At 69.0% G+C, this 26,337-nt stretch carries 25 protein-coding genes; 14 read left to right on the top strand and 11 right to left on the bottom strand.

The annotated features are described in order from the left end of the window. On the top strand, positions 1–1,776 hold the full coding sequence (locus tag ACFYP5_RS11440) for a bifunctional sugar phosphate isomerase/epimerase/4-hydroxyphenylpyruvate dioxygenase family protein (protein ID WP_389033664.1): 1,776 nt from the start codon (positions 1–3) through the stop codon (positions 1,774–1,776). Between the two features lie 581 nt (positions 1,777–2,357). Beyond that, the gene (locus tag ACFYP5_RS11435; RefSeq protein WP_158716083.1) at positions 2,358–2,531 is read left to right on the top strand and encodes a hypothetical protein; all 174 of its coding nucleotides are present in this window, start codon (positions 2,358–2,360) and stop codon (positions 2,529–2,531) included. Between the two features lie 238 nt (positions 2,532–2,769). Here the strand turns inward: ACFYP5_RS11435 and ACFYP5_RS11430 are convergent, their stop codons facing one another. The 3 genes from ACFYP5_RS11430 to ACFYP5_RS11420 form a co-directional block, all read right to left on the bottom strand. Further along, a complete protein-coding gene (locus tag ACFYP5_RS11430; RefSeq protein ID WP_389033661.1) occupies positions 2,770–3,282 on the bottom strand; it encodes a lamin tail domain-containing protein in 513 nt (170 codons plus the stop codon). A gap of 527 nt (positions 3,283–3,809) precedes the next feature. After that, entirely contained in the window at positions 3,810–5,210 is a 1,401-nt protein-coding gene (gene lysA / locus ACFYP5_RS11425; protein WP_389033658.1) for a diaminopimelate decarboxylase, read from the bottom strand. A gap of 9 nt (positions 5,211–5,219) precedes the next feature. Then, entirely contained in the window at positions 5,220–5,636 is a 417-nt protein-coding gene (locus tag ACFYP5_RS11420; RefSeq protein ID WP_389033656.1) for an SAV_915 family protein, read from the bottom strand. A 342-nt stretch (positions 5,637–5,978) separates the two neighbouring features. Here ACFYP5_RS11420 and ACFYP5_RS11415 point away from each other — a divergent pair, with 342 nt between their 5' ends. Next, a complete protein-coding gene (locus ACFYP5_RS11415; protein ID WP_389033654.1) occupies positions 5,979–7,073 on the top strand; it encodes a magnesium and cobalt transport protein CorA in 1,095 nt (364 codons plus the stop codon). Between the two features lie 98 nt (positions 7,074–7,171). Here ACFYP5_RS11415 and ACFYP5_RS11410 read toward each other — a convergent pair whose 3' ends face one another. Next, entirely contained in the window at positions 7,172–8,134 is a 963-nt protein-coding gene (locus ACFYP5_RS11410) for a helix-turn-helix transcriptional regulator (RefSeq protein WP_389033652.1), read from the bottom strand. A gap of 70 nt (positions 8,135–8,204) precedes the next feature. Between ACFYP5_RS11410 and ACFYP5_RS11405 the strand changes: the two genes are divergently transcribed. Together ACFYP5_RS11405 and ACFYP5_RS11400 are read left to right on the top strand one after the other, a co-directional pair. Beyond that, the gene (locus tag ACFYP5_RS11405) at positions 8,205–8,405 is read left to right on the top strand and encodes a pentapeptide repeat-containing protein (RefSeq protein ID WP_389033649.1); all 201 of its coding nucleotides are present in this window, start codon (positions 8,205–8,207) and stop codon (positions 8,403–8,405) included. Positions 8,406–8,407: 2 nt separating this feature from the next. Continuing rightward, positions 8,408–9,079, top strand: a complete 672-nt coding sequence (locus ACFYP5_RS11400; protein ID WP_389033646.1) for an alpha/beta fold hydrolase — start codon at positions 8,408–8,410, stop codon at positions 9,077–9,079. 165 nt (positions 9,080–9,244) lie between these two features. Here ACFYP5_RS11400 and ACFYP5_RS11395 read toward each other — a convergent pair whose 3' ends face one another. Together ACFYP5_RS11395 and ACFYP5_RS11390 are read right to left on the bottom strand one after the other, a co-directional pair. Next, positions 9,245–9,580, bottom strand: a complete 336-nt coding sequence (locus ACFYP5_RS11395) for an antibiotic biosynthesis monooxygenase family protein (RefSeq protein ID WP_389033643.1) — start codon at positions 9,578–9,580, stop codon at positions 9,245–9,247. Between the two features lie 204 nt (positions 9,581–9,784). Then, positions 9,785–10,879 (bottom strand): hypothetical protein, encoded by a 1,095-nt coding sequence (locus ACFYP5_RS11390; RefSeq protein ID WP_389033641.1) that lies wholly within the window; start codon positions 10,877–10,879, stop codon positions 9,785–9,787. Between the two features lie 345 nt (positions 10,880–11,224). On the opposite strand from ACFYP5_RS11390, the gene ACFYP5_RS11385 reads away from it, so the two are divergent. Together ACFYP5_RS11385 and ACFYP5_RS11380 are read left to right on the top strand one after the other, a co-directional pair. Beyond that, positions 11,225–11,866 (top strand): DUF6461 domain-containing protein, encoded by a 642-nt coding sequence (locus ACFYP5_RS11385; protein WP_389033638.1) that lies wholly within the window; start codon positions 11,225–11,227, stop codon positions 11,864–11,866. A 56-nt stretch (positions 11,867–11,922) separates the two neighbouring features. Beyond that, complete coding sequence (locus ACFYP5_RS11380) at positions 11,923–12,282, top strand: barstar family protein (protein WP_389033635.1); 360 nt, start codon at positions 11,923–11,925, stop codon at positions 12,280–12,282. A 136-nt stretch (positions 12,283–12,418) separates the two neighbouring features. On the opposite strand, the gene ACFYP5_RS11375 is transcribed toward ACFYP5_RS11380, so the two are convergent. Next, positions 12,419–13,327, bottom strand: coding sequence for an SMP-30/gluconolactonase/LRE family protein (locus ACFYP5_RS11375; RefSeq protein WP_389033633.1), 909 nt, complete (start codon positions 13,325–13,327; stop codon positions 12,419–12,421). An 85-nt stretch (positions 13,328–13,412) separates the two neighbouring features. Here ACFYP5_RS11375 and ACFYP5_RS11370 point away from each other — a divergent pair, with 85 nt between their 5' ends. After that, on the top strand, positions 13,413–13,850 hold the full coding sequence (locus ACFYP5_RS11370; RefSeq protein WP_389034450.1) for an Lrp/AsnC family transcriptional regulator: 438 nt from the start codon (positions 13,413–13,415) through the stop codon (positions 13,848–13,850). A gap of 59 nt (positions 13,851–13,909) precedes the next feature. On the opposite strand, the gene ACFYP5_RS11365 is transcribed toward ACFYP5_RS11370, so the two are convergent. Then, the gene (locus ACFYP5_RS11365; RefSeq protein WP_389033630.1) at positions 13,910–14,230 is read right to left on the bottom strand and encodes a DUF6191 domain-containing protein; all 321 of its coding nucleotides are present in this window, start codon (positions 14,228–14,230) and stop codon (positions 13,910–13,912) included. Positions 14,231–14,475: 245 nt separating this feature from the next. Next, positions 14,476–15,462, bottom strand: coding sequence for a class I SAM-dependent methyltransferase (locus ACFYP5_RS11360; RefSeq protein WP_389033627.1), 987 nt, complete (start codon positions 15,460–15,462; stop codon positions 14,476–14,478). A 545-nt stretch (positions 15,463–16,007) separates the two neighbouring features. On the opposite strand from ACFYP5_RS11360, the gene ACFYP5_RS11355 reads away from it, so the two are divergent. The 4 genes from ACFYP5_RS11355 to ACFYP5_RS11340 all read left to right on the top strand — a co-directional run bounded on the left by ACFYP5_RS11355 (position 16,008) and on the right by ACFYP5_RS11340 (position 19,872). After that, positions 16,008–16,787, top strand: coding sequence for an SDR family NAD(P)-dependent oxidoreductase (locus ACFYP5_RS11355; protein WP_389033624.1), 780 nt, complete (start codon positions 16,008–16,010; stop codon positions 16,785–16,787). A gap of 219 nt (positions 16,788–17,006) precedes the next feature. Next, positions 17,007–17,837, top strand: coding sequence for an ammonia-dependent NAD(+) synthetase (gene nadE / locus ACFYP5_RS11350; protein ID WP_389033620.1), 831 nt, complete (start codon positions 17,007–17,009; stop codon positions 17,835–17,837). Positions 17,838–18,505: 668 nt separating this feature from the next. Further along, on the top strand, positions 18,506–19,027 hold the full coding sequence (locus ACFYP5_RS11345; RefSeq protein ID WP_389033617.1) for a hypothetical protein: 522 nt from the start codon (positions 18,506–18,508) through the stop codon (positions 19,025–19,027). Between the two features lie 209 nt (positions 19,028–19,236). Further along, complete coding sequence (locus ACFYP5_RS11340; protein WP_389033614.1) at positions 19,237–19,872, top strand: DUF4328 domain-containing protein; 636 nt, start codon at positions 19,237–19,239, stop codon at positions 19,870–19,872. A 249-nt stretch (positions 19,873–20,121) separates the two neighbouring features. Here ACFYP5_RS11340 and ACFYP5_RS11335 read toward each other — a convergent pair whose 3' ends face one another. After that, a complete protein-coding gene (locus ACFYP5_RS11335; protein WP_389033611.1) occupies positions 20,122–21,624 on the bottom strand; it encodes an FG-GAP repeat protein in 1,503 nt (500 codons plus the stop codon). Positions 21,625–22,048: 424 nt separating this feature from the next. Between ACFYP5_RS11335 and ACFYP5_RS11330 the strand changes: the two genes are divergently transcribed. Further along, positions 22,049–23,515, top strand: a complete 1,467-nt coding sequence (locus ACFYP5_RS11330) for an FG-GAP-like repeat-containing protein (RefSeq protein ID WP_389033608.1) — start codon at positions 22,049–22,051, stop codon at positions 23,513–23,515. 102 nt (positions 23,516–23,617) lie between these two features. On the opposite strand, the gene ACFYP5_RS11325 is transcribed toward ACFYP5_RS11330, so the two are convergent. Then, entirely contained in the window at positions 23,618–24,301 is a 684-nt protein-coding gene (locus ACFYP5_RS11325) for a class I SAM-dependent DNA methyltransferase (RefSeq protein WP_389033605.1), read from the bottom strand. A 328-nt stretch (positions 24,302–24,629) separates the two neighbouring features. On the opposite strand from ACFYP5_RS11325, the gene ACFYP5_RS11320 reads away from it, so the two are divergent. After that, the gene (locus ACFYP5_RS11320) at positions 24,630–25,634 is read left to right on the top strand and encodes a S41 family peptidase (protein ID WP_389033602.1); all 1,005 of its coding nucleotides are present in this window, start codon (positions 24,630–24,632) and stop codon (positions 25,632–25,634) included. Positions 25,635–26,337 lie beyond the last annotated feature (703 nt).

Below are 26,337 nucleotides of genomic sequence, written 5' to 3'. Positions count from 1 at the left end.
ATGCGTACATCCATCGCCACCGTCTCGATCAGCGGAACGTTGACCGAGAAACTCAACGCCGCGGCCCGTGCCGGATTCGACGGCGTAGAGATCTTCGAGAACGATCTGCTCGCCAGCCCTCTCACGCCCGAGCAGATCAGGGACCGCGCCGCCGATCTGGGGCTGGTCATCCACCTCTATCAGCCGATGCGTGACATCGAGGGTCTGCCCGCCGACGCATTCGCACAGAGCCTGCGTCGGGCCGAGCACAAGTTCCGCGTCATGCGCCGTCTCGGCGCCGACACCGTGCTGGTGTGCTCCAGCGTCTCGCCCCAGGCGGTGGACGACGACGCGCTCGCCGCCGGACAGCTGCACCAACTCGCGGAACTGGCCGCGGAGTACGGGATCCGGGTGGCCTACGAAGCGCTGGCCTGGGGGCGCCATGTCAACACGTATGACCACGCGTGGCGCATCGTGGAGTCCGCGGACCATCCGTCGCTCGGCGTCTGTCTGGACAGCTTTCACATTCTCGCCCGCGGATCGGACCCCAACGGCATCGAGTCCATTCCCGGAGAGAAGATCTTCTTCCTGCAACTCGCCGACGCACCGCTGATGACCATGGACGTCCTGCAATGGAGCCGGCACTATCGCTGCTTCCCGGGACAGGGCGAGTTCGATCTCGCCGCCTTCGTGCAGTCCACCGTGCGCGCCGGCTACCAGGGGCCGCTCTCCCTGGAAGTCTTCAACGACGTCTTCCGGCAGGCCGATTCGGGGCGTACCGCGGCTGACGCCATGCGTTCCCTCGTCGCGCTGCAGGAAGCTGCCGGGATCACCGATCCGCCCGCACCGGTCGCGCCCGCCGCCGTCGCCTTCGCCGAACTCGTCACTCCGGACACCGAACAGGTGTCGACGATGCTGAGCGCGCTCGGTTTCACCCGCGCCGGAAGGCACACGTCGAAGCCGGTGGACCTCTGGGAGCAGGGCGGCGCCCGCATCCTCGTCAATACGGCACCTGCCACCGGGCGCGGCAGCCTCTCGCTGGCTGCGGTCGGCCTGGAATCGCCGGACCCGGCGGCCGCGTCCAAGCGCGCGGAGTCCATGGGCGCTCCGGTACTCCCGCGCCGTAGTTCCGGCGGGGACGTACCCATTGACGCGGTTGCCGCCCCCGACGGCACCGAACTCTTCTTCTGCGCCACCGGCCGGCCGAATCTGCCCGACTGGCTCGACGACTTCCAGCAGGTGTCCCACCGGGCGGGCGGTGACTGCGTCGTGGGCTTCGACCACGTGGCACTCACCCAGCCCTGGCACCAGTACGACGAGGCGATCCTCTTCTACCGCAGCGTGATCGGGCTGCGGCCCCACGACAGCGTCGATGTCCCCGACCCGTACGGACTCCGGCGGAGCCGTGCCGTCAGCACCCTGGACGGCGAGGTACGTATCGCCCTGAGCATCGCGCCTGCGCCCAGCGACAGCGGTGCCGCATCCCAGCACATCGCGCTCGCCACGGACGACATCATCTCCGCATCCCGGCGGCTGCGCGAGACCGGCCATCTGTTGCCGGTGCCCGACAACTATTACGACGACCTGGCCGCCCGGTTCGAATTCGGCCCCGGGGAACTGGAGACGTATCGGGAACTGGGCATCCTCTACGACCGTGACGAGAACGGCCGGTTCAGGCACTGCTACACCAGCACCATCGGAAACGTCTTCTTCGAACTCGTCCAGCGGGACGAGGGCTACCGGGGGTTCGGGGAGCAGAGCGCCCATATCCGGCTGACCGCGCAGCTTGCGCGGTAGCCCCGCGAGTCACGGAGGTGACCCGCGGCCGGGCGGCACCACGTAGCGGTGAGCGGGCCGCATCCGTGGACCTGGCCGGCTTCGGCACCGCCGACCCGACCGCTCTCCATCCCCACTGCGCCCCGGCTTTCGCGCTCGCGGCCCTTGGAATCACCTGCGTCGCGCCCGCGCCCACACATGCCCGGCCGCTGCATGGCCATGTGCCGCCACCGGACCGGGCAGGTGGCGGCCGTTGGAGTGATACAGCCCGTCCACACCGCTTTCGGCCCTCACACCCCCGGCCGGCCGGGGGGACGTCCGACGAGGCGATGGGGGCCGTCAGCGCCGACATCAGGTTCCTGGAGCCTTCTGTGACAGCGTGCCTTGACCCTTGTCATCGACGGGTTGATCACCATGAGCGCGGTGTGGGTCGGGAGGGCGGGGGGTCCTCCATTCGGCCCGTTGTGGTTGCTGGAGGGCGGAGTTGGGGGTGGGCTGTCAGTGCGCCCAGTGATAGTCGCGGGTGCCAGGAGGGGCGTTCCCCGCTGAACGAGCGGGGGCCGATCCCCCTCGCCGACCTACACGAGACTTGGAGATTTTCCATGCCCTACCGCAAGGGACAGCACGTGGAGTACCGGGACCACCAGGACGAGATCCAGCGGGGTGAGATCCGGCAGGCCGAGGGCAGCGGGCCGCAGACCCGCTACGCGGTCCAGAACGAGATGACCATGCGCGAAGAGAAGATCAGCGAGAACCAGATCGAGCGGGAGCTGTAGTACCGGCCCTGCCCACACAGCCGCCGTCGCACCGGACCAAGGTGCGACGGCGGCTGCTCGTCAGGTTCTGCTGTCCTGGCTCTCGGAGTGGCCCGTCGACCGACGACAGGCCCGCGCCCATCCCGCCCGAGGGGTGGCCGGTGGGTGTGTGGGCTGCGTGCCGCCACTCCGGGGGCGGGGGGTGGCGGCACGCAGCGGTTCCGAGAGGGGGTCCGCTGTCCGTGGCGGGTGGGTCAGGTCAGCGGCGGTGTCCGCGGTCGTTGTGGTGGTGGTCGCGGTCGCGGCCCCACGACTTGGTGTCGACGGTGCGGCCGTGGTTGTCGCGCAGGGTGGCCGTGTCGGAGTAGTTGCTCCAGATGTAGTCGGTGCGGCGGTCCTGGTAGACGTTGGCGCGGGTGTCGTAGCCGCGTCCGGTGTGGACGCGGACGGTGGCCCGGGCGCCCAGCCGGAGGTCGTCGAAGCGGTAGCGGTTGCCGTTGCGGTTCGTGAGTGTCCACCCGTCCAGGTTCACCGGCCGGTAACCGGCGTTGGTGACCTCGACCCATTCCCCGTTCAGCGAGCGGTTGGAGTGGTCGTCGCGGCCCGGGCTGTTGTACTGGATGCCGCCGAGCACCACACGGGAGTAAGTCTGGTGGTGACGGCCGTGGTTGTGGCCGTCGTCGGCGGATGCCGGCATCGCCACGACGGCGACGAGGGAGCCGGCCGCCAGAGCGGTAGCGACGAGACGACGGACAGTACGAGAAGCAGACACGTGATGTCCCCTCAAGTAGAGGCGCCCAGGCCCAGGTCGGAGCCATGTTGCGCGGTGCGGGTCCCGGCTCAACAAGCCGAGGACCCACACTCTGGACCACCCGCCCGTCCGTCCGCGCAGACTTCGGCCTGCGTTACAAAATACGGATATTTCCGTAACCGATGGCTGCAACGGTCACAGACCCCGCAGGGGCGTGGCCCTGACATTCGTTGGCTACGGCAACCATCCCGGCCACCCGCGGCAACAAGCCCTTTCCGGCGCCTTCGTGCACCGCGGCGCACCACCCCGCGCTCCGCCACGGGGGTCACGTAAATCGGGTAACAGTCACAATGCTCCACACTTCGGACAGTGGCGCGGTGATCACACACCTGCGCGAACGCGAGAGGGGCACCTCGCGCTCGACGGGCTGCTCGGGCACATCTGGTCGGGCCATCAGCGGGTCGCGTCGAGCGGCGTCCGCCGAGAGGGGGACTCGGCGGACGCCGGGAATGGGGGCCGGTGTTACGCCGGCAATGAGGCGGCCGGTGTTACAGGCCGATGTCTCTGCGGCTCATGTCGTCCAGTGATTCGCGGCGTACGAGTACGCGTGCGGTGCCGTCGGACACTGCGACGACGGGGGGTCGGCCGACCAGGTTGTAACCGGAGGCCATGGAGAGGTGGTAGGCCCCGGCCGCGGGAACGGCGAGGAGGTCACCGGGGCGTATGTCGCCGGGGAGCGCTACGCCCTCGGCGAGGACGTCGCCGGCTTCGCAGTGCCGGCCCACCACGGTGACGAGGCGGGGCGGCGCCGACGAGGGGCGGCCGATGAGACGGGGCGCGTACCGCACGCCGTAGAGCGCGGGCCGGGGGTTGTCGCTCATACCGCCGTCGACGGCGACGAACGTGTGCTCGCCGGTTCGCTTGACGGCGAGCACGTGGTAGACGGCGACGCCGGCCGGTCCGACGACCGCGCGGCCGGGCTCCAGGGTGAGCCGGGGCACCGGGAGCCCGGCGCGCGCACAACCGTCCTCCAGCTCGGCGCGGACCCGCCCGGCCAGCACGGACACGTTCATGCTCTCCTCGCCGGGCCGGTAGGCGATGGCGTGGCCGCCGCCGATGTTCAGCTGGGGGAGGGCGATGCCGTGCTGGTCCCTGATCCGGGCCATCAGGCCGACCACGCGCCGTACGGCGACGACGTACGGCTTGACCGTGGCGATCTGCGAGCCGATGTGGCAGTGCAGGCCGACGAGTTCCAGGTGCCGCTGGTCGAGTATCCGGGTGACCGCGTGCTGCGCGGATCCGTCCGTGATCGACAGGCCGAACTTCTGGTCGTCGGTGCCGGTGCGGATCTTGGCGTGACCGCCGGCGGCGATCCCGGGGACCACCCGCACCATGACTTTCTGGCGGGTGTCGGCGGGGGTGATCGCGGCGAGGCGTGCGATCTCGGACGCGCTGTCCACGACGATGCGTCCGACACCGAGCCGAATGGCGGTGCGCAGGTCCTCGGGGCTCTTGGCGTTGCCGTGCATCACGATGTTCTCGGGCGGGAAGCCGGTGGTGACGGCGAGCGCGAGCTCCCCCGCGGAGCAGACGTCCAGGCCCAGGCCCTCCTCTTGCACCCAGTGCGCGAGCGCACGGCACAGGAACGCCTTGGCGGCGTAGACGATGTCGGCTTCGGGGAACGCCGTGCGGTACGCACGGCAGCGCTCGCGGACCTCCTGTTCGTCCAGTACGTAGACGGGGGTGCCGAAGCGGTCGGCCGCCTCGGCGAGGGAGACCCCGCCCACGGAGACGTCCCCGTCGGCCTCGGGGCGTGTGGAGCGGGGCCAGACGGACAGGCCGTCGGCGTTGCCGAAGAGTCGGGACAAGGCCTCGGGGTCCGAGGGCGGGGAGGCCGGGGGCGACGTCGGAAGCGTGGACGCAAGGGACGACGGGACGGAAACTGACATGGCGCCTCCTCAGCCGATCAGCAGGTTCAGACAGGCGACGACAGCAGCTGCGCCAGTCACTCGCAGGGCACCGACGTGCTGGGGATGCCATGCACGCGAGGAGCTCGCGCGTTCGACGTCCCTGGAGACCGAAGGGGTTGTCGCGGGGGCGGAGAACTGCGGGTCGACGGTGAGGGCGGTCACACCCAGGGGGGCCGAGAGAGCGCGCAGTGCGGGTTCGGAGAGCCTGATGCAGGCGTGGTCCTTGCCCAGGGTGGCGGTGAGCTTCGCCGCCGAGGTGAAACCGACGGCCGTGCGGCCGCCCAGGGGGGTGCGGAAGAACCGGGTGGTGCATCCAGAGGGCCCCGACCGGACAGGGACGTAGAGAAGTCCGGCCGGGAACCGTTCAGAAGGTTCGGGGTCCTCGGGAAACTCGACTGGAGACATGGTGCTGCTCCTCGCAGAAGGCGACTGGCGCCGCCCGGTCGGACCGGCCGGGCGCTCCACCGAAGCTAAGCCCGCCTGCCGGGGACGAGCCCCCGCACTGACGGATGCTTGACGCCGAGCCCCCGCCCCGTAACGCGACGCTGACGGACCACGGCGTTCCTGGTCAGCGTGACGCCAGGATCTCGGGGCTGAACCCGAAGGGGGTCTTGGAACGGAACCCCGGGCCCGGCGACGCCGGGCGGCTTCGTTCGGATAGGTGTGTACGAGCAGGCCGCCGCAGGCTCTGACGTCCCCTTTACCTTCTCCTGGCACACTGGCCCGCACCTGGCGAAGGAGTACTTCATGTCGATGGTCGGCAGCCTGCGCAAAGTCGCTCGTCTGGCGCGGCGGGGGCGTCCTGTGGACCTCAGCCACCCGGCCCGTTCGCCGCTGGGCTCCACCGTGGTCAACTGCGTCACCTACCGCGACGGCGTTCGCCAGCAGGCCACCCCCAGCGTCGAGGAATCCGTCGCCCGCGTGCGCAAACACGGCGACGGCTTCGTGTGGCTCGGCCTGCACGAGCCCAGCGAGGCGGAGTTCGTGCGGGTTGCCGAGCTCTTCGGTCTCCACCCGCTCGCCGTCGAGGACGCCGTCCACGCCCACCAGCGGCCCAAGGTGCAGCAGTACGGTGACGTCCTGTTCGCCATCTTCAAGTCCGTCGCCTATGTCGAGCACGAGGAACTGACCTCCACCAGCGAGGTGGTGGACACCGGAGAGATCATGGTCTTCGCCGGACCCGACTTCGTGGTGACCGTACGGCACGGACGCCACGGCTCCCTGGGCTCCCTGCGTGAAGGCCTCGAAGCGGACCCCCAGCAACTGGCCAAGGGACCGGCCGTTGTTCTCCACGCCATCGCCGACCACGTCGTCGACGACTACCTGACCGTCACCGATGCCGTCCAGGACGACATCGACCAGGTCGAGACGGACGTCTTCTCACCGCACGGCTCCCAGAGCGCCGACGTCGGGCGCATCTACCAGCTCAAGCGCGAGCTTCTGGAGCTCAAGCGTGCTGTGGTCCCCCTCGGCCGCCCCCTCCAGGTGCTGACCACTGAGTCGATGCGCTCCGTCGACCGCGAGATACAGGCGTACTTCCGTGACGTCGCCGACCACTTGGCCCGCGTCATCGAGCAGATCACCGACTTCGACGCGCTGCTCGACTCCATCCTGCAGGCCCACCTCGCCCAGGTCACAGTCGGGCAGAACGAGGACATGCGGAAGATCACAGCCTGGGCCGCGATCGTCGCCGTGCCGACGATGGTGTGTGGCGTCTACGGCATGAACTTCGATCACATGCCCGGACTGCACTGGCGCTTCGGGTACCCGTTCGCGCTCGCCGTCATCGCGGCCGCCTGCCTCGTCATCCACCGGGGTTTCAAGCGCAACGGATGGCTGTGACCGCCGCTTCCGCGCTCGCGCCGTGATGTGCCCTTCCGCCCATGGTCGTTGCGCACCGACTTGACGCAATGCGCCGGCCAAGTCCTTCGATGTCCCAATCAGGGTTGGTCCGCCAGGGCGGCAGCGAAACGTGCCGCGAGCGTCGCGACCGCGGAACGGAGTTCCTGCCCGCCGTCGACGCGGAAGGGGAACGGCACGCTCGCCAGCCACTCCTGCGCGTACATCGCCGGATTGCTCGTGCTGCCGACGAGCACGCACCCGTCTCCCGATGGTTCAAGTCGCCCCATGGGAGGTCGGATCCACGGCGCCACCTCAGCCGGTGGAGCGTCGAACACGACGTGGGTGGGGAACTCCCACCCGGTGCCCAGGTTCTCTTCCACTGCTGCCACCGGGTCGAGGCCGTCGGGCGGATCGAACCCGTGGGCGGTCTGCTGGACCTCGCGGACCCGGTCGACACGGTAGGTGCGGATCGCGTCGGCGCGATGGGAGCGACACAGGAGGTACCAGCGCCCGTAGCGGACGACGACCGCCCAGGGATCCACCTCGGCCTCCCACTCGTTGCCGGACTCGCTCCGATACATGATCAGAACGCGACGTCGGGCCGCGATGGCAGCGACGAGTGCGCTGGTGAGGGAGGGATCCGGACGGGCCGAGTACCTGTCGGGCGCAGCTGACGCGTGCTCCCGCAGCGCCGCTGCCTGTCGGCCGACGCTCTCGGGCAGTGCCCGGACGACCTTGCCCAGGGCGGAACCGACGAGGTCGTCGACATCGGCGGCGGCCGGCTGGCCGTCGAGCACCGCCATGACCAGGCCGAGTGCCTCGTGCTCCGTGAAGACGACCGGAGGCAGCCTCGTCCCGCGCCCGAGCCGGTACCCGCCATGACGGCCCCGGGTCGACTCCACGGGGATGTCCGCCTCCCGGAGGATCTCGACGTACCGACGCGCGGCCCGCTCCGTGACTCCCAGAGCCGCGGCGAGTTCGTCGGCCGTCACGCCGGGGCGGGTCCGGAGGATCTCGATGGCACGCAGAGCTCGTGCGGTGGGGCTGGAGTCGGTCGGCACACGAGCAGATTAGACGCGCACGGGATAAGCAGGAAGTGGATCGTCCGGTATTGGTCCTAGGGTGACGCCCATGACCGAGTTCCGCGAACAGGACCTCACCGGAGCGGGCTTCGACCGCGTGAGTCTCCGGGGCGCCACCTTCACCCGGGTGTCCCTCGATGACGCCCGCATGCGCGAGGTCGACTTCACCAGGGTGCGGGTCCGCGGCGCCCTGTTCCATGAGAGCCGCATGCGCGGCGTCCAGATGACGTCACTGGAGAGAGAGAACTGATCATGGACATCCTGCTCATCGCCGGACTGTGGCTCGACGGATCCGCATGGGACGATGTCGTGCCCACGCTCGAGGCACTCGGCCACCGCCCCGTGCCGCTCACCCTCCCCGGTCAGGGTGACGGATCTGCGTCCGCCACGCTCGACGACCAGGTGGCGGCAGTGCTCGCGGCCATTGACGCAACGTCCGAAAAGCCCATGGTGGTGGGGCATTCCGCCGCCTGCACCCTGGCTTGGCTGGCCGCCGACGCGCGACCGGAGAAGGTGGCCGAAGTCGTCCTCATCGGCGGCTTCCCGGCCGCCGACGGGGAGCCCTACGCCGACTTCTTCGAGGCGAAGGACGGTGTCATGCCCTTCCCCGGGTGGGACCCGTTCGAGGGGCCGGACTCCGCCGACCTCGATGAGGAGGTCAGGCGCAGCATCGCGGCTGCTGCGATTCCCGTCCCCACCGGAGTGACCAAGGGTCTGGTGCGTCTGGCGGACGAGCGACGGTTCGACGTACCGGTCGTACTCGTGTGCCCCGAATTCACCCCCGCCCAGGCCCAGGAGTGGATCGGCGCCGGTGACGTACCCGAGCTCGCCAAGGCCAAGCACCTTGAATTCGTCGACATCGACTCAGGTCACTGGCCGATGGTCACCAAGCCGACCGAACTCGCCCGGCTCCTGGTGTCCTGAGTCGGGTGCTCCGTTCAGGAGCGGCAAGTGATGGACACGCTCAGCCGGCGATGAAGGCCGCAGGGGCTCCCGAACGTACAGACACGCCGAAACGCCGTCCGATCGGCGCAGGCGGGGCGCACGGCGTCACCGCCGGCCCCGGATGATCAGGGCAGCCACCCAGGCCTACGACCCCGCTTGCAGCCGGCCTCCTTGTGGCGCGGCCTGCTGCACGACCTCGAAGGACCACAGCGTCGACCCACTCGCGGCAGGCTTCGGTCGTTCGCCACCCGCCTGATGCGCCTCTTTCATCGGGCCCTCCATCCACGCCTTGAAGGACTCCTCGTCGCGCCACCGCGTGTACACCAGGTAGTTGTCAGTGCCTTCGACAGGACGGAGGAGTTCGAACCATTCGAAGCCGTCCGAGTTCTCGACCGCGTGGGCGCGCGAGGCAAAGCGCTTCTCCAGCGTCTCGCGCTGTTCGGCGGGGACAGTGAGTACGTTGATCTTGACGACGCTCATGGCTCCATCCTGCCCCACGCCCGGCCCGCGCCGAAGAACGTCGGTCGCAATGGTCAGGTGTCGACCTCGTGCCGGCCTGACGTGGGCAGGACGAGCCGCCGGTTCTGCGGCACGCGTTGCCGGCGGCGGCCACGCGTCGGTTCCCGGAGGGATTCATCCGAAAGCCGTACCGAGATCCTCCCGGACGCATGAGCCCGCTGCCGCTCACAACCGTGTGGCGGTCCTGCACTTCGTTTCGCCATCCTCCTGTATGAGCGCGTCCACCGACGTGCTCCGGTCGTACGGGTCGAACTCGGGTCCGTCTCCCCTGTCCTCGGCCGCGCGCTCGGCGCTGAACTCGGGGGTGAGGTAGCCGGTGGAGGTGCCGCAACCGCCGTTGGTGGTGTTCACCTTGTAGGAGACCAGGGAAAACGTCCCCGGATCGACGATCACCTTCGCCGGGTTGTCCCAACTCATCACGACCTCGCGGCGCACGATGGTGCGCGCGACTTCGTCGCTTCCCGCTGCAGCGCGTACGACCGGGTAGACGTACGTGACGTCGGTGGCCACCTCGAGCGCACCACGCTTACCTTCCCGGTAGGTGATCCGTCCTCGTGTCTTGACCACATCGCCGACCAGCCGCACCTTCTTCGTCGCAAGACGGCTGAACAGCAGCAGAGGATCGTTCTCCCGACTGGGCGCGCTGAACGCGGTCGCCAAGTAGTCCTGGACATCCCGCTGATGCGGGTTGATCAACGCGATCGCCTTCTTCGGCCGCTCGCCGCGCAGCACACCACGATCCAGACTGGACGCGGCAAGGAAGTCACGGGTCCGATCGAGTGCCTGCGCGACCTGCTCCTTGCTCATCCAACCGGTCGCCCGTGCCGCAGGCAGGCTGATTCCTGACGCCCCGTTGCCCCACCGCGCCGCGGGCGATCCCCTGAACGGCTGTTTCAGTGTGGGCAGTTGGAGCGCCTCCTGGGTCGCCGGCGGCTGATCCGGACGTTCGGACTCCGCGGCGAGCGGCGCACTCGTGCCGCCTCCTCCGAACCATCCAGCCACCCGTCCGGGGGCCAGTGCCACGATCAGCAAGCCGACCGTCACCAGCAGACCGACCGCGTACCAGCCCTTGCCCCGGCGCCGCGGGGCCAGTTGGTGAGTCCGCCATCCCTCCGGCCGGCCGGTCTCCTCCTGCAGCCGTTGCGTCACCATCCGAGCCCGCGCCGACGGCTCCTTGGGCGCGCCCTGGGTCCCGGCCTCCGCCTCGCGAAGGAAGCGCTCCCACTCCTCGTCCGGTATGGACGCCCCGCCCTTGCTCACGATGTGTCCCCGTCCCTTCCCGCGCGTCCGGTCCCTCCCCAGGGCCGGTCGTCATCGGTGCATCATCACACAGCTCAGCCGCGCCATGACGACCTCCAGGCCCCGCGTGACCAGCCCCGGAACCCCGCTGGCTCAGCCGGAACCGTTCATCGTTCCTTGAATGCGGCGGGCTTGGGGAGCGGTCCAACAGGGCGGGAATGCAGCCGGGTTCGACCGCGAGCCCAGCCTGATCCGAGCGAAGGACCCTAAGGCTGTCTCCTTATCGAGCTGGGCAGGCGGCCGGGTCGGAGCAGTCCGGCAGCCCGGGGCGGGGTTGTGTCGGTGTGGTGCGGCAGGATCACCTGTATGACGGACGGAATCGCCTGGCTCGCGGAGCCACAGAGCATCGCCTTCGGCGGCTACAGCGTGACGTTGGCCCGAGGGCTCGGGGTCGAGGAGCTGGCGGCGCGGATCGCAGCCTCGGCCCAGTGGTCGGAGCGGACGGTGGAGCCGGTCGGGGAGCTCACCGGAGACGGGCTGGTCGAGGCCTTGGACTCGGAGTACGGGGACGTCTGGGACGGGATCGGGTTGCGGCTGGGGGTGAGCGGAGAGTGGACCTTCGCGGTGGCGTACGGGGGCTGGTTCGGGGAATTCCGGGACGATCCGGCGATCTCCGAGGGCGAGGCCGAGGTCTTTTTGGTGGAGTACGAGGAGGAGAACGGCAAGCCGGTGCCGCCGACCTTCCACTACCACCGGGACGGCCGGACCGTGTGCTCGTTCAATCTGCACCTGGACGACTCCTGGGGTAACGGCCAGGTCGTCGGAGACGCCGAAGTCGCGGCGAGCGTGAAGGAGTTGCTGAGCGCAGAGGGCCTGCCGGACGAGGAGCGTGCGGACCGCGAGGTGCACCGGACCATCCTGGGGGTGCTGGAGCGGCACTTCGGTCTGACACTTCCCCGGGGCCTGGTGCTGGAGGCCCCGCTGCCGGCCGTCCTGCTCGCCGAATAGAGCCCGCCTCTTTGACCGGTGAGTGACTCGTGGTGGGGGCTGGTTAGGCTGCTGCGATGACGGATTGCGAGCTGATCGTCGACCTGCGCGCTCGTCGGATCGAGACACTCAACGACTTCTGGGACGCGGTGAGCGAGCCGTGCGGGCTGCCGGAGTGGTTCGGCCGGAACCTGGACGCATGGTCGGACACGATCGAGACCCGGGGCATCTCTGAGGTGATCGACAGCCACGACACTCTGACCGTGCACGTCTACCAGCGGGGTCTCTTCGGCGGGCACCGGCAGGAGGCCCACGTCTTGGCTGGCAGGACGACCTCAGGTCGGGTTCTTGGCCTGCCTGAGGGCTGTCCCGTAATCCCTGGTGGACCGGCGCGCGGCGTCGGATGCGGTGCATCGCAAGGCGGAGGGACGTCCTGATACTGGGCGTATTCGGGCGTTCCGACAACGCAGTGAGGTGCCGTAGCTGTCGTCGATCCGGCCCCACATCGCATCAGTGATCACTAACCGGACAGGTATATCCAATCAACAGATCCACCCATCGAAGAGACACGCTCTAGAGGCGCGGCGCCCCGGTGACCGACATCACCAGCGAGTACAGCGAGGTGGTGGCCGTGATGAACAGGCGGTTGTTCTTCGGGCCGCCGAAGGCGATGTTGGAGACGGGCTCGGGCACGCGCAGCCGGCCGATGAGGGTGCCGTCGGGGTGGTAGCAGTGGACGCTGTCGTCCAGGGCGGCGGCCCACAGGCGGCCCTCGTCGTCGAAGCGGATGTTGTCGAAGTGGACGTTGCCCTGGCCCTCGGCGAAGACCTTCTCGTCGGAGAGCGTGCCGTCCTCGCGGATGTCGAACATGTGGATCCGGGCGGTCCGCGAGTCGGAGACGTACAGTCGCTGCTCGTCGGGGGAGAGGATGACGCCGTTGGGACCCTCGAACCCGTCGGCAGCGAGGTGTACGTCCCCCGTCGCGGGGTCGATGCGGTACACGTTGCACCCGCCGATCTCGGACTCGGCGCGATGGCCCTCGTAGTCGCTGGTGATGCCGAAGTCCGGGTCCGAGAACCAGATCGTGCCGTCGGAGCGTACGACGGAGTCGTTCGGGCTGTTGAGCCGCTTGCCGGCGTACCGGTCGGCGAGGACGGTCACGGTCCCGTCGGGCTCGGTGCGGGTGACGCGGCGGTTGCCCTGCTCGCAGGTGACCAGGCGGCCCTGCCGGTCGAGCGTGTTGCCGTTGCTGTGGCCGGCCGGGGTGCGGAAGACGCCGACCGTTCCGGTGGCCTCGTCCCAGCGCAGGATGCGGTCGTTCGGGATGTCGCTCCAGATCAGCTGGCGCCATGCGGGTAGGTACAGCGGGCCTTCGGCCCAGCGGCAGCCGTCGTGCAGGACCTCCAGCCTGCTGTCGCCGTTCGCACAGCGTTCGGTACGGAAGCGATCGTCCAGGATCTCGTACGGGCCGTCGGCGGGCATGGCATCCCCTCAGAAGGATCGACCAGAATATGATTCAACGTAACATGCCTGTAACCGAACCAGGTATGGTTTTTGCATGAAACCAGTGGATGAAATCGACCGTCAGCTGATTGTGCTGCTCCAGCGGGACGCCACCCAGTCGTATGCAGCACTGGGCAGGGCGGTCGGCCTGTCGGCGGGTGCCGCGCACGAGCGCGTGCGCAAGCTGCGGGAACAGGGGGTCGTCCGGGCCACGACGGTCGACGTCGACCCCGCGGCGCTCGACCGCGCAGTCCTGGCCTTCGTGCTGGTCGACTCGACGGCATGGATGGGTGACCGTGCCGAGGACTTCGCCGCCATACCGGAGATTCAGGAGGCGCACGTCATCGCAGGCAGCGCGGCCGTCCTGGTGAAGGTGCGCACCGCGACCACCGAGCGGCTCCAGGACGTGTTGCGCCGCCTGTACGCGATCGACGGGGTCAGCGGGACGCAGGCAACGGTGGTTCTGGAGACCTTCTTCGAACGGCCGTTGGACGCCCGTTAGTACCCCACCAGTCTTCCTCCACCGTGCTGGTGGCAGGCCATCGAACGGTGGGCGGCACGCTAATTGTCGGCCCGAGGCATCCGCACGACTGCGGTCCCACTCGCCAGGTCCACCGTGGTCCGGTTCGGCGGTGCCCCGTCCTCCTCGTCATCCCGCATCAGCAGTGCCGACTGCCGCTCCTTGAGTTCGTTCTGCTTCCCCGGCGAAAGACTCGCGTGCAGTAGCTCGAACCCGGTTGCCGAAATCTGGCCCTGACGTGCCGCGTTCCGCCACGGCAGAACGCCGGCCCGCCCGGCGCGCAACAACAATTGATCGGCGAAGGCCAGCACGGTCAGCAGGATGACCAGTCCGGGCAGGGTCATGAGGACGACGAATTCCATGCCCCCAGTATCCGAGGCCGAGGGCGAATCGTGCGCTGCTGCCGACGTCGGGGAAATCGATGCAGCTTTCCGGCGCCCGACCCGACCGGGTCGCGCCGAACCGATGATCAAGCCGCGGCCGCGCTCGGCGGCGGAGCCGGGACCTGTCATCCGGCGAGCCCGCGGTGCGCGGTGGCTCCAGAGGGGCGCCGGACACCGGCGAACCACCCTGGGGGCGCTTCGGCGCCCCCGGCACCACCCGGCGGCTACGCCCTGCGCGCCACCTTCCTGATCAGCCTGGCAAGACGGGAGGATCCGCCGTTGGGCTTGGCCTCGTGCAGCGCCTTCTCCAGCTGGGCGAAGTGGTCCTTGCGGGTCCGGCTCAGGTATTCGTTCGAAGTCAGCGGCTTGGCTATCTGCCAGGCGCGGCGGTGGTCACCCTCGTAGTGGGCGACATAGGCCTTGGCGAGTTCGATCACGGCCTTGAACGGGATTCCGCCGGTGTAGTCACGGTCGACGACGTCCTGGACGGCCGACATCAGCTTCAGCTTCTCGTCGATGTCGAAGGCGTCCTCGGCTATGGCCCGCAGCACGTCCTGTGGGATCGGCTTGACCACCTCGAAGGCGAGTGTGGAGCGGATGGGCGGCCCGGCGATCTCGATGTACGGCAGCAGCAGACCGGTGCTGTAGTGCAGCCACGGCAGCCGGGGGCTGGCGAAGTCCTGGTGCAGCAGCACTGAGCCGGGCTCCAGGCGGGGCAGGAAGCGCTCGGCCACACAGCGGAAGACCCGCGCCGTCTTGGCGATGTCGACGTGCAGGAACTCGATGGGGCTGTGGTCCTCGGGGTCGGAGGTCTGCCAGATGTCGCCGGGGTGCAGCTCGATGAAGTCGATGAATGGCTTCAGCTTGTCCTTGAAGTCGTCGAGGAAGGAGTTCGAGTCCTCGGGCGCGACCCCGGCCGAGAAGAATTTCTCGGAGGCGAAGGTGCCCTTCCCGACCCGGAAGAAGTCGTACGCGTGAAGCTTGTTGGTCTTCTTGTCGAAGTCCGGGTTCTCCTGCAGACCGAGTGCGAACGCATACGTCGATCCGCCGCCGCCCGACCCGAGCTCGATCACCTTTCCCTCGCCCGTCAGCCGATGGCGCCCCAACAGGTAGAGAAAGCGCAATTCCCATGCGCTTACCTGCGAGTAAGGGATCGCGTCCGGAAGTACGACATCGTCGAGCTGAAGGTAGAGCTTGCTGAGCGGTGCCACGGGTGCCTCGCGGTTTCAGTCGGATGGACGGGTCGCGATATTAACTTCGGGCGCCGGAGATCCGTCCGCGAAAACCGGCGACGGATTGGAGGTTTTCCCCAGCCGCCATGCTCCGGATGAACAGTGTTGGGTCGATGTTCCCTTGCCGGATCCGAGCGCGGATGATCTCGATTTCGGGTGACCGCGTGGCGTAGGCCTTATTCGCGCCCCACAGCAGACCATGTAAAAGCAGCCCACCGCGCCTGACCAGGCATTATCCAGTCTTGTCCCAGTTGCCCGACCACGACCGGGGTCGGCCCCCGGCGGACCGGGAGTTGTATCTGCCCAGATCCTGGACGATCCCGGCCGCTGAAAGGCCGACCGGGTGCGTGAGGAAAGGGCCTTCGCGGCCAGGGCGAACTTGACCACCGCGACTACCACTGCGCCGCCGTCGAGCTGCCGGCCGACATCGACTTCGACCCGCATCCCCCGCCCATGATCGGTGGAGCCCGGCCTGCCGCAGCCCGGGCGGAGCTGCCGCCGTGGACAGCCCTTAGGGTGCGGACATGATCTCGCAGACCTATCTCTCCGAGCTGTTCTCGCTGGACGGCCGGGTCGCCGTGGTGACGGGTGGCAGTTCCGGCATCGGCCGGGCCATCGCCGGGGCTCTCGCGCGAGCGGGGGCGAGCGTGGTGATCGTGGCGCGAAAGGAATCGGAACTGGCCGCCACGGTCGACGAGCTGGCGGCGGGCGGCTGCCGGGCGGCCTGGGTGAGCGCCGACCTGAGCACCCGCGACGGGGTGCGCGCGGCGGCGGAGCAGGCAGCAGAGGCGTTCGGTGAACCCGACATTCTCGTCAACAGCGCCGGGATCAACCTGCGGCCGCCGATGGGCGAGCTGGACGAGGAGACATGGGACGCGACGATGACCGTGAACCTCGAGGCGCCCTACTTGTTGGGCCGGCGGTTCGGGCCCGGCATGGCGGAGCGGGGCTTCGGCCGGATCATCCACATCACCTCCCAGCAGGCGCACCGGGCGTTCGTCCAGAGCGGCGCCTACGGGGTTTCCAAGGGGGCACTGGAGTCGCTGGCCCGCTCTCAGGCCGAGGCGTGGTCGCCACACGGCGTCACCTGCAACACGTTGGTGCCGGGCTTCGTCATGACCCCGCTCAATGCGCGGTTGTCGTCCGACCCGGAGAAGGTGGCGGCGCTGGCCGCGCGCACGATGGTCGGGCGCAACGGCGTGGCCGAGGACTTCGCCGGAGCGGCGGTGTTCCTGGCCGGCCGCGCATCCGGCTATGTCACCGGGCAGGCGATCTTCGTCGACGGCGGCTTCTCCGTTCACTGAGTCCCGCACCGCATGAGAACCGAACCGACCATCGGCTCGGGTCGAGTCCCTAACGGCAGTCCGTCCCTTCACCTCGCGGATGTGCAGGATGACGGTGTCGGGTGGTGAACGTGGCGACACCTCCCTGGCGAGCTCCTCCGGCCGGCCCCGACACGTGACAAAGCGCCACTCGGTAAAGTGGGCGCGACAGCGCACCGTGAACCGGAACAAGGAGCAGACGTGAGCGAGCCGGCGTCCATCGCCCTGCAGCAGGGCATCGCCCGGGATCTCCAGGTCGCCGAGAGCTTCGACGCCGAGCGGGAGATCGAACGCCGGGTGGCCTTCCTCGCCGAGCGACTGACCTCCACCGGTCTGCGCTCCCTGGTCCTCGGCATCAGCGGCGGCGTCGACTCCACCACCGCCGGCCGGCTGTGCCAGCTCGCCGTCGAGCGAGCCCGGGCGGCTGGGCACGAGGCGCGGTTCTACGCGATGCGGCTGCCCTACGGGGTCCAGGCCGACGAGCACGACGCCCAGCTCGCGCTCTCCTTCATCCAGGCCGACCACGTGCTGACGGTGGACATCAAGCCTGCGAGTGACGCCGCGCTCGAGGCCTCGTTGGCCGCCGGTGTGAGCTACCGCGACGCCCACCACCGGGACTTCGTGCACGGCAACATCAAGGCCCGGCAGCGCATGATCGCCCAGTACACGGTGGCCGGAGCGCACGACGGCCTGGTCGTCGGCACCGACCACGCCGCCGAGGCGGTCTCCGGCTTCTTCACCAAGTTCGGCGACGGCGCCGCCGACCTGGTCCCGCTGACCGGCCTGACCAAGCGCCGGGTGCGCGCCGTCGCGGACGCGTTGGGCGCGCCCGCCGAGCTGGTGTGGAAGACCCCGACGGCCGACCTGGAAACCCTCGACCCGGGCAAGGCCGACGAGGACGCCCTCGGAGTCACCTATGACGACATCGACGACTTCCTGGAAGGTAAGCCGGTGGACGAGCGGGCCTTCGAAACAATCATCCGTCGCTACCGTCTCACCGACCACAAGCGCCAGCTGCCCATCGCCCCCTGAGGACCGTCCCGTCATCCCTGGCGGGCGCACGACGCCACGTGCGGCACTTCGTTCGTTGTCGGAACGCCCGCATTCGCCCGGTGCGATGGCGCCCCTCCGCCGTGTGATCCGCCGCGGCTGACGCCGTGCGCTGGTCCGCCAGGGATTACGGGACCGTCCTTGGAGCGTGCCCCTTCCATGAGTTGATCGACTGATCCGCGACTCCCTGAAGGCTTGCTCAAGGATCGCGAGACGATCGCCTCCTGCCTGTCGGTGACCCGTTCGAGCGTTGGGCCACACCGGCGGCTACTCCATGAGGAGGCGATCACCGCGCTCGACGAGCACGGCCTGCTGCCGGACGTGCTGCACTTCGACCCGTCCAAGCCTGCCGCGTACCCGAACGGCAGGACTATCAGGGAAGACGTCATCGACATCCGCGTCGCGTTCCTCACCAAGAACGAGGCGCCGCTCACCGGTCTGACGCCGCACACCGACACCCTGGACCGGTCAACGAGGAGGAGGCGGAAGCCGCGCTTCGGGGACTGCGGTTGTCCGCTCCGACACAACGCTTCGCACGTGTCCGCGGTACCGGCCCCGCCGGCCCGCACATCGCCTAAAAGGGCATGCTCATGTCGGGACGACAACGCATCGGCCCGGGTCATGAACAGCAATGTGTGCAGGGAAAAAGCATGCCCGGGCGATCGTTCGGCGTGTACGGCGGAGCGGGAGGACGCAGCCAGGCACAGTGGAGCAGGGCCGACCCGGCCTCGACCACCGAGGAACGGAGACGGCCGATGCTCATGGCGACCCGCGGCATCACGGGCAAGGAGCTCGCCGACGACCTGTTGCAGGGTGTGAGCAGCGAACAGATGAGGGCGGCGACACGCCTCCTCGGTGCCCACCACGACGGCTACTGGCTCCGGCGCTTCTTCGAGGACCAGGAACTCGCGGATGCGGCCGGTCGACCGCTTCTCGACACAGCCGGACCGCGCCCTTCCATCGACTGGAACGCGGTAGGACTGCTCCTGCTCGCCGACACACCCCCTGCGCGCAAGGCATCGAGCAGCGAAGTGGCCGTGCTGGAGTTCGCCGCGTCCCTCGTAGGGCACGCCCCCGTCCAACTGCAGCGCGTCATCCAGGCTGTCGACGACTCCGAGTTCCGGCTCCTCCTCCGAGCCCTGATGGCGGCCGCGTACGGGGAAACCCACTGATCGGCGGCAACCAACCGCGGCTCACCCGGTAGCGGCGCATCGTCCGAGCGTCCCCGACCTGGGCCGGCGAGCGGGTCCGACGCGGCAGCCGGTCGGTGCCGCGCGTCGGCCGGTCACCGGCACCGGTCCCGTAGGGCAGAGCCCAGCCTGTGACCAGGGGAGCATCCAAGCTGGACCGGATAGCGAGCGCGGCATTAGGTTGCGTCCCTGTGAATCACGACGACGCCATCGCCATATCCCCGCCCGCGCCGACGACCCGGCGCGAGCCGCTCTTCGTACCGAAGGCGATGACGACCGTGGTCACCGCCGCGCTCGGCATCTGCGTGCTGGTGAACGCCGCATTGTTCGTCGCTCAACTGCGACTTCATGGGGCGGCTGACGGCTCGTATGCCGCCTTGCAGAGGGAGATGTGGGTCGGCAACCTCACCGGGATGAGGCTGCTCGCCTTCCTCGTGACCGGATTCGTCTTCCTGCGCTGGCTGTGGCAGATGCGGGTCAACGCCGAGGCGCTCGCGCCGCACGGACACCGGATGAAGCGTGGCTGGACCACAGGCGCATGGCTGGTGCCGGTCGCCTGCTTCTTCCTGCCCAAGCGGATCATCAATGACATCTGGGCCGCCAGCTCTCCGCCCGACAGGCCGCGGCGTACCGACGCACTGCTGACGTCGTGGTGGCTGCTCTTCGTGGCGGCGCAGCTTCTCGCCTTTCCCTCCACCTCCCGGGGACCGCTCTCGACGGAGATGGCAGGGGCCGCGCTGTATGTCCTCGCTGGAGTGCTGGCCATCGGTGTGGTGCGGCGACTTGCCGGGATGCAGAGAGTGCGTCTCCACGGTCGAGCCCGGTAGGTCTCCGGGCCCGGCGGGACTTCCACGAGGCGTACTCCGCTGCGAGCGGCGCGGCGGTGGTGGTCAGGGCGACGCGGGAGCGACGGGCCGCATGAGTCTTGCGGAGATTGCTGCGTGGCGCCGTGCCCGATTCGCCACGGGCACAGCGCCACGTCCGGCGACCAGAAGTCTGGTCCGAACCCAGGGACATGGGGGACTGGTGAGCTCTGTTGATTCCCGGTGAATCCCCAGCCCTCCTTGAGGCTTCCGCTACTCGTCGATCGCCGCCCCGAACCGCGCATCGGCCACCGGCGCCCCGAGGCGCGCCCCGTCGTAGGTCCACGTGCCCTTGGCGACCAGCCCCGACGACGACGCGGGGACGACCCATACGAAGCCGTCGTCGGTGTTCTCGCCCGGTGCCGCCGCCAGCAGACCGAAGAGGCCGTCGTCATTGGCGTCGACCAGCCGCACCTGGCCGCCCCAGGCGTCCGAGGCCTCGGCCACGCCGGGGATGTCCGGGTGGTTCTGGTCGAAGCTGCGCGCACCGGTCGCCGTCAGCCCGCCCGGTGCGCCGCGCAGAGTCCAGACCGCACCCGCGTTGGAGACGGAGCCGATGTCCTCCCCGGGCGCGCCGATGGCCAGGTCCGGCATGCCGTCGCCGTTGGTGTCGCCGGAGGACATCTCGGCGCCCCACCGGTCGCCGGCCTCGGCTGTGCCGGGAACGCCCGGGGAGTCCTGCGTCCACGTCTGCGCGGGGGTCGGGTCGAGGCCGGACAGGTCGCCCTGGCCCAGATAGACGGAGACGGCTCCGCCGACGGGCGAGCCGACGCCCGTGTCGCCGATGGCCAAGTCGTCCTGACCGTCGTGGTTGAAGTCGCTGGAGACCACCGCAGGACCGCCCTCGAACGCTCCGCCGTCCGCCAGCGCCTCGACGCTGGGTGCGCCGTGCAGCACCTGGGTGGCGCCGATGCCCGGCTGGTCTCCGGTGGTCACCCCGGAAATCGCCAGGTCCGCCCAGGAGTCCTCGTTGTAGTTGCCGTGGCTGAGACTCCGCAGGGCGAAGCCGGTCCCCGGCGGGGCCACGTCCAGAGCCCGGACACCCTTGTCCGCGAGCTTCAGCTGCTGGGTCGCCGCCCCTGGCGGGGAGGTGAAGAACAGGAGCGTGTCGTTCTCCAGGACGGCAACGCTGTCGCGCAGGTCGGCGTCGGGGTGTGCCGGGTCCGGGGCGAAGTACCGGGCCGCTTCGATCGCCCGCCCGAAGTTCGCGCCGGCCCGCAGCTGGTCGGGGTTCTCCAGCCAGGTGCTGTCGGCCCCATGCAGCCCGGTCGGCGAGCCCCAGAAGACGACGGCGCCGCCCGCGTCGGACAGCCCGGCCAGGTCCTCGCCGGGAATACCGACGATCGCGTCGTCGTAGCCGTCGTTGTCCAGGTCGCCGGAGGCCACGGCCTGCCCGAAGCCGTCGCCGGCCTCGGCGCCACCCGGGACGCCAGAGGTGTTCTGGTGGAGGATGCTCTTCTTGGTGGTGCTGAGACCGCTCGACGAGCTGTACTGCACGGTGACGTAGCCGGCGCCCGCGGCACCGCTCACCGTGGCGCCCGGGGCGCCGATCAGCACGTCGTCGAAACCGTTGCCGTCGTAGTCGCAATTGTGCTGCTGCCAGCCGATGGACGGAAAGGGCACTGTGGCCTCTGCGGCGGGGGCCGCGAACACGGCGCCGCCACCGAGGGTGAGGAGCGCCGCGGCTGTAAGGGCCGCGCTTCTGAGGTGACGCACAAGAACCTCCTTGGTCTCCTGGGTTGCCTACGGCATCCTGCTCAGCCGCGGTGGATTGCGCGGCGGCGTGGTCGTCGGAGATACATGGCCGGTTGCCCGGCGAGACGCCGAAGCGCAGACCGGTGCAGGTGCGCGGGAGTGGCAGGCAACGCCGCAGTGCCTGCCGCGGAACGGCGTGGGATCATGTGCGGCCTCCCCCGTGGGGTGGTGCGGTGAGGGCAATGCCCGTATGGCACTCACCTGGAAGACATCCGAAGTCCACCCACGGTTGTACGCCGCACCGGATGCATCGTCCGATGCGGGGCGGTCTCAGTTCGTCACTTCCTGTTCACCGGGCAACCATCCGCGCGCCACGCGTGTCTCACAGTCGAGCCCTCACGCCTCGCACACCCTCGGCTCTCCGTACGCGCTACATGGAGGAATTGTGGGTATTCGCACCTTGGTTGCGGCCGCCGCCTGCGCGGTCACGGCTCTTTCGGGTGGTGTGGCCGCCGCGGCGCCCGCGAGTACCACGGCGAGCCCGGCCGCCGCGACCGAACGCGAGGACTTCGACGGCGACGGCTACCAGGATCTGGCGGTCTCCGCTCCCGCCGCCACCGTCAACGGCCACTCCTGGGCGGGCTACATCTCCATCAGTTACGGCTCCGCGCAGGGACTCGGCACGGCGCACACCACGATCATCACCCAGGACACCCCGGGCGTGCCCGGCACTTCCGGTGACGACCACGGCTTCGGCTACCGGATGTTCGCCCGCGACCTCGACAGGGACGGCCTCACCGACCTCGCCCTGGTGACCAACGAGGCGCTCGCCACCACGAACAACTCCGGCTCCGTCATCGTCCTCTGGGGCCGCAGCGGCGGCGTCACGGGCCAGGGCTCGGTGCGACTCCCGGCGCCCGCCGACGCCACCGTCGGCGGGAACCTCACCGCAGGCGACTTCGACGGCGATGGCAGGACGGATCTGATGATGTCTCACAGCGACGACTACGACCTGCGCAGCGTGTTGTACGGGCCGTTCACCCGCGCCGGGGTGCCCGCACGCGAGCAGCAGGTGACCATGTTCAGCACGGACAACTCCATCATCGGCACCGCGGCGGGCGACTTCAACGGCGACGGAATCGACGACCTGTGCACCTTCTACGCCTACGAGGAGCACGCTGAGGGCGGCAAGCTGTGGCTGGGCACCGCGCACGGCCTGTCGGCGAACTCCACCCCCCTGCCCTCCGCCGCAGCCACCGCGGTCGGCGATTTCGACAAGGACGGCAAGGACGACCTCGCCACCAGGGTGATCCCGAACGGCATCACGGAGGATCTCCCCTACGACGCCGGCAGCGTCAAGATCTACTACGGCTCGGCGTCCGGCCCGAGCACCACCCGGACGAAGACCATCACGCAGAACACCACGGGCGTGCCCGGAGTCAGCGAGAAGGGCGACCAGTTCGGCGCCCGACTCAACGCGGGCGACGTCAACGGGGACGGTTACGCCGACCTCGCCGTGGGCGTTCCCTTCGAAGCCATCGGCACGACCAGGGCCGCAGGCTCGGTGGTGCTGCTGAAGGGCGGCTCCGGCGGCCTGGGCGGCACCGGCGCGCAGGCGTTCCATCAGGACACGTCGGGCGTCCCCGGCGTCGCAGAGGCCGACGACCACTTCGGCGGCGCCGTCCGGCTGCTCGACATCAACGGCAACGGCAAGGCGGACCTCGCGGCCGGCGCGCCAGGCGAGGACCTCGGCACGGTCGCGGACGGCGGCGCGGTGTGGTCCCTGCGCGGCGGCTCCTCGGGTCTGACCGCCACGGGAGCGTTCGCCTTCAACCCGGTCGACCTGGGCGCCCCGGTGCCCGGCGCCCGCTTCGGTACGGACCTCTCGAACGACAACGGGCCGAACCTCTGACGATCACCTGAACGGAAGGTCCCCCAGGCCCAACGGTCCGATGTGCGACCGTCTCCGGCCCATGTCGGGAGTGTCCGCGGAGACACCGGTCGTTCGTCCGTCTCACTCGCCTGAGTCATCGGTCGCGAGTCTCTTGGGCTTGTGGGCGAGGAAGAAGGCCTGCTGACCCTGTCGGGGCTTCTCGCTCTCGTCAGGTTCGCGAATCATCTGGGCGTCCACGACCAGGCCGGCCTCGCTCATCAGGTCGGCGACGTGGTCAGGCGACATCCAGTAGATGTCGAGCGCCACGGCGTGGCCGTATGCCTGGTCCCTGTGCCGGCACTGGTCCCCGACCTTGAACGCCAGGAGCATGTGTCCACCTGGGGCGAGTACCCGGTGACACTCCGCGAACACGGTCGGCAGGAGCTCCGGTGGAGTGTGGACGGTCGAGTACCAGGCGACGAGGCCGCCGAGGATGTCGTCCTTCAGTTCGAGTGCGGTCATCGAGCCCTCTTCGAACCGCAGTTCCGGGTGGGTCCGACGGGCAACCGCGATCATCTGGGGCGACAGGTCGATGCCGAACACCTCCACTCCGAGAGAGTGGAGGTGGGCCGTGACGCGGCCGGGCCCGCAGCCGAGATCGGCGACAGGCCCGGTGCCCGGTGCCTGCACGAGTTCGGAGAACGCGGCGAGCATGGCGCGGTCCAGCGGTTTCGCGTTCAGTTCGTCACGGAGGAGTCTCTCGTAGTCGACGGCGACGGTGTCGTAGGCCGTCCGGGTGGCGTGCAGGTAGGTCGCTTCGGTCATGGTCGACGACGGTAGCTCGTTCGCATGGACCCTCTTCCAACCCGCTGGTGAGGACCGAACCAGCAGCGCCGGCCGTGGCTGGAGACGTGATGAGGCACTCGGTATGACTGCCCGTCGATGACAGCTGCGTCCCCGCTCGGGCAAGCCGCCCGCCGGATGTCAGGCTCTCCTGGCGCCGGCCCGGTTGCGGTGTGGTCACATGTACCCCAGCTCACAGCCCGCTTCCGTAACCCAGTGATACGGAACTGCGCATGAGTGTCACCGCGCGAACGCCGCACAGCAACAGATGGGGAGAGCATCGCCGATGAGGGCCACGAGGAAGCGGACGATGGTGTGGTCTCGTCGCATGGCGGTGACGGCCGCGCTGGTGGTGACCGCCGGATGCACCGCCGAAGCGCCGTCCCCGGGGGAGGCCATGTCATCCAAGGCCCGGAACTATCTCACCAAGGCGCTGGACATCATGGAGCGGAACTCTCTGCTGTCAGCGGAGGTGGACTGGGCCGCAGTGCGGCGAGGGGCGTTCGACCGGGCCGGGTCGGCACAGACGCCGGCGGAAACGTACGGGGCGGTCAGGCAGGCGTTGCGCGACCTGGAGGATCAGCACAGCCAGTTCATGGACCCCGACCAAACCAGAAGGACGTTGAGCGCGTCTGCGGATGAGGACGTCGTGCCTCCCGAAGGGAGGATGCTGGCCGATGACGTCGGCTACCTCGCACTTCCGCCCGTCCCGTCCGACGAGGCCGCCGATGACTATGTTCGCCGGGCGCGTGCTGCTGTCAGCAAGAACGACGGACAGGGCGCCTGCGGCTGGGTCATCGACCTGCGCAGCAACTGGGGCGGAACCATGTGGGGTCCGCTCGCCGCGGTGGGGCCCATCCTCGGAGACGGCAACAGCGGCGCGTTCGTCGAAGCGGACGGAAAGAAGACCGTCTGGACGGTCAAGAACGGAACTCCACGCCAGTACCTGGACGACTGGGGCCCCGCGCACCCCCTGTCCCGCCCGATGCCGCCCGTCGCTGTCCTGACCAGCCGCACAACCCGAAGCGCCGCCGAGGCCGTGACGATCGCATTCCGGGGGCGCCCCGACACACGCAGCTTCGGAGAACCCACCTCAGGCGCTCCCACAGCCAACGTGTATCACCGCCTGTCCGACGGCGCGGCGATCTTCCTGACCCAGGCGAGGGAAGCCGACCGCACCGGACGTGTCTACAACGGCCCCATAACCCCCGACCGAGAGATCCACGACGACGCGCGAGACCTCTCCTCCCACGGCGACCAGGTCCTGATGGCTGCCACTCGATGGCTCAGCAGCCGTCCGGACTGCCGTCAGTGAGTCCCCACGTCGTGTCGTCCAGCCCGCTCTTCCCCTGATCCCGATCCGCTTCTGTGCTCCCCTGTCGACACCTCTGCCGGCGCTGTGAGGCGACTCGGACACGGCCCCAGGTCCGCAGTCCGGGTCGACATGGCCGATCAGCGGGTTCTCCAGACGGTCCGCGTCGCCGTCCACAGCACAAGCCGCCGTCGACCGGTCAGTTTCTACGGCGCGACGGCAGCAGCTGCCCCGCTCCCATGAGGATCAGTCCGCAGAGCGTCAGTGCGTTCGTGCTGACGAAGCGGACCTCCCAGGGCGGGCTCGGTGCTATGCGGAAGTAGAACAGGCCCTGCACCACGCAGTTCGTGCCCACCAACAGTGCCCCAAGTCCTCCCACCAGGGACCTCAACTGTCTTTGAAATGTGGCGATATCGGGGGCTTTGGAGCAAAGCGTGGTCGTCCCGCACCACGTCCTGCAACCTCCTGGACGCATCGCGTTCTCGGAGCGTTCCGTGATTGCTACCGGCGTTCACGACGGACTGACGGAGCACATGGACAAATGCCCCTACGTACACCACCAACTGCCGGGGGCGCAAAGAGAGGGCTGCCGGCCGCCACTATGATTCCGAGTGAAAGCGCTCGCTTCCCCGGTCCGGATGCGCGGAGCCTCCCCGCATCTGGAGGGGAACCGCGGACGGAGGCCAGGAACAGCAACGACTGCCCC

It is taken from the genome of Streptomyces sp. NPDC005262, from assembly GCF_042872425.1.
Lineage (GTDB): Bacteria > Actinomycetota > Actinomycetes > Streptomycetales > Streptomycetaceae > Streptomyces.
This window is presented reverse-complemented; position numbering and strand designations above follow the sequence as displayed.

What these genes read in the sequence shown, in the direction of transcription:
- ACFYP5_RS11385 (WP_389033638.1), top strand. Translation starts at nt 11,225, where the DNA reads ATGACGGACGGAATCGCCTGGCTCGCGGAGCCACAGAGCATCGCCTTC.
- ACFYP5_RS11415 (WP_389033654.1), top strand. Translation starts at nt 5,979, where the DNA reads ATGTCGATGGTCGGCAGCCTGCGCAAAGTCGCTCGTCTGGCGCGGCGG.
- ACFYP5_RS11345 (WP_389033617.1), top strand. Translation starts at nt 18,506, where the DNA reads ATGCCCGGGCGATCGTTCGGCGTGTACGGCGGAGCGGGAGGACGCAGC.
- ACFYP5_RS11420 (WP_389033656.1), bottom strand. Translation starts at nt 5,636, where the DNA reads ATGTCTCCAGTCGAGTTTCCCGAGGACCCCGAACCTTCTGAACGGTTC.
- ACFYP5_RS11325 (WP_389033605.1), bottom strand. Translation starts at nt 24,301, where the DNA reads ATGACCGAAGCGACCTACCTGCACGCCACCCGGACGGCCTACGACACC.
- ACFYP5_RS11395 (WP_389033643.1), bottom strand. Translation starts at nt 9,580, where the DNA reads ATGAGCGTCGTCAAGATCAACGTACTCACTGTCCCCGCCGAACAGCGC.
- ACFYP5_RS11440 (WP_389033664.1), top strand. Translation starts at nt 1, where the DNA reads ATGCGTACATCCATCGCCACCGTCTCGATCAGCGGAACGTTGACCGAG.
- ACFYP5_RS11365 (WP_389033630.1), bottom strand. Translation starts at nt 14,230, where the DNA reads ATGGAATTCGTCGTCCTCATGACCCTGCCCGGACTGGTCATCCTGCTG.
- ACFYP5_RS11405 (WP_389033649.1), top strand. Translation starts at nt 8,205, where the DNA reads ATGACCGAGTTCCGCGAACAGGACCTCACCGGAGCGGGCTTCGACCGC.
- ACFYP5_RS11380 (WP_389033635.1), top strand. Translation starts at nt 11,923, where the DNA reads ATGACGGATTGCGAGCTGATCGTCGACCTGCGCGCTCGTCGGATCGAG.
- ACFYP5_RS11375 (WP_389033633.1), bottom strand. Translation starts at nt 13,327, where the DNA reads ATGCCCGCCGACGGCCCGTACGAGATCCTGGACGATCGCTTCCGTACC.
- ACFYP5_RS11400 (WP_389033646.1), top strand. Translation starts at nt 8,408, where the DNA reads ATGGACATCCTGCTCATCGCCGGACTGTGGCTCGACGGATCCGCATGG.
- lysA (WP_389033658.1), bottom strand. Translation starts at nt 5,210, where the DNA reads ATGTCAGTTTCCGTCCCGTCGTCCCTTGCGTCCACGCTTCCGACGTCG.
- ACFYP5_RS11435 (WP_158716083.1), top strand. Translation starts at nt 2,358, where the DNA reads ATGCCCTACCGCAAGGGACAGCACGTGGAGTACCGGGACCACCAGGAC.
- ACFYP5_RS11355 (WP_389033624.1), top strand. Translation starts at nt 16,008, where the DNA reads ATGATCTCGCAGACCTATCTCTCCGAGCTGTTCTCGCTGGACGGCCGG.
- ACFYP5_RS11320 (WP_389033602.1), top strand. Translation starts at nt 24,630, where the DNA reads ATGGTGTGGTCTCGTCGCATGGCGGTGACGGCCGCGCTGGTGGTGACC.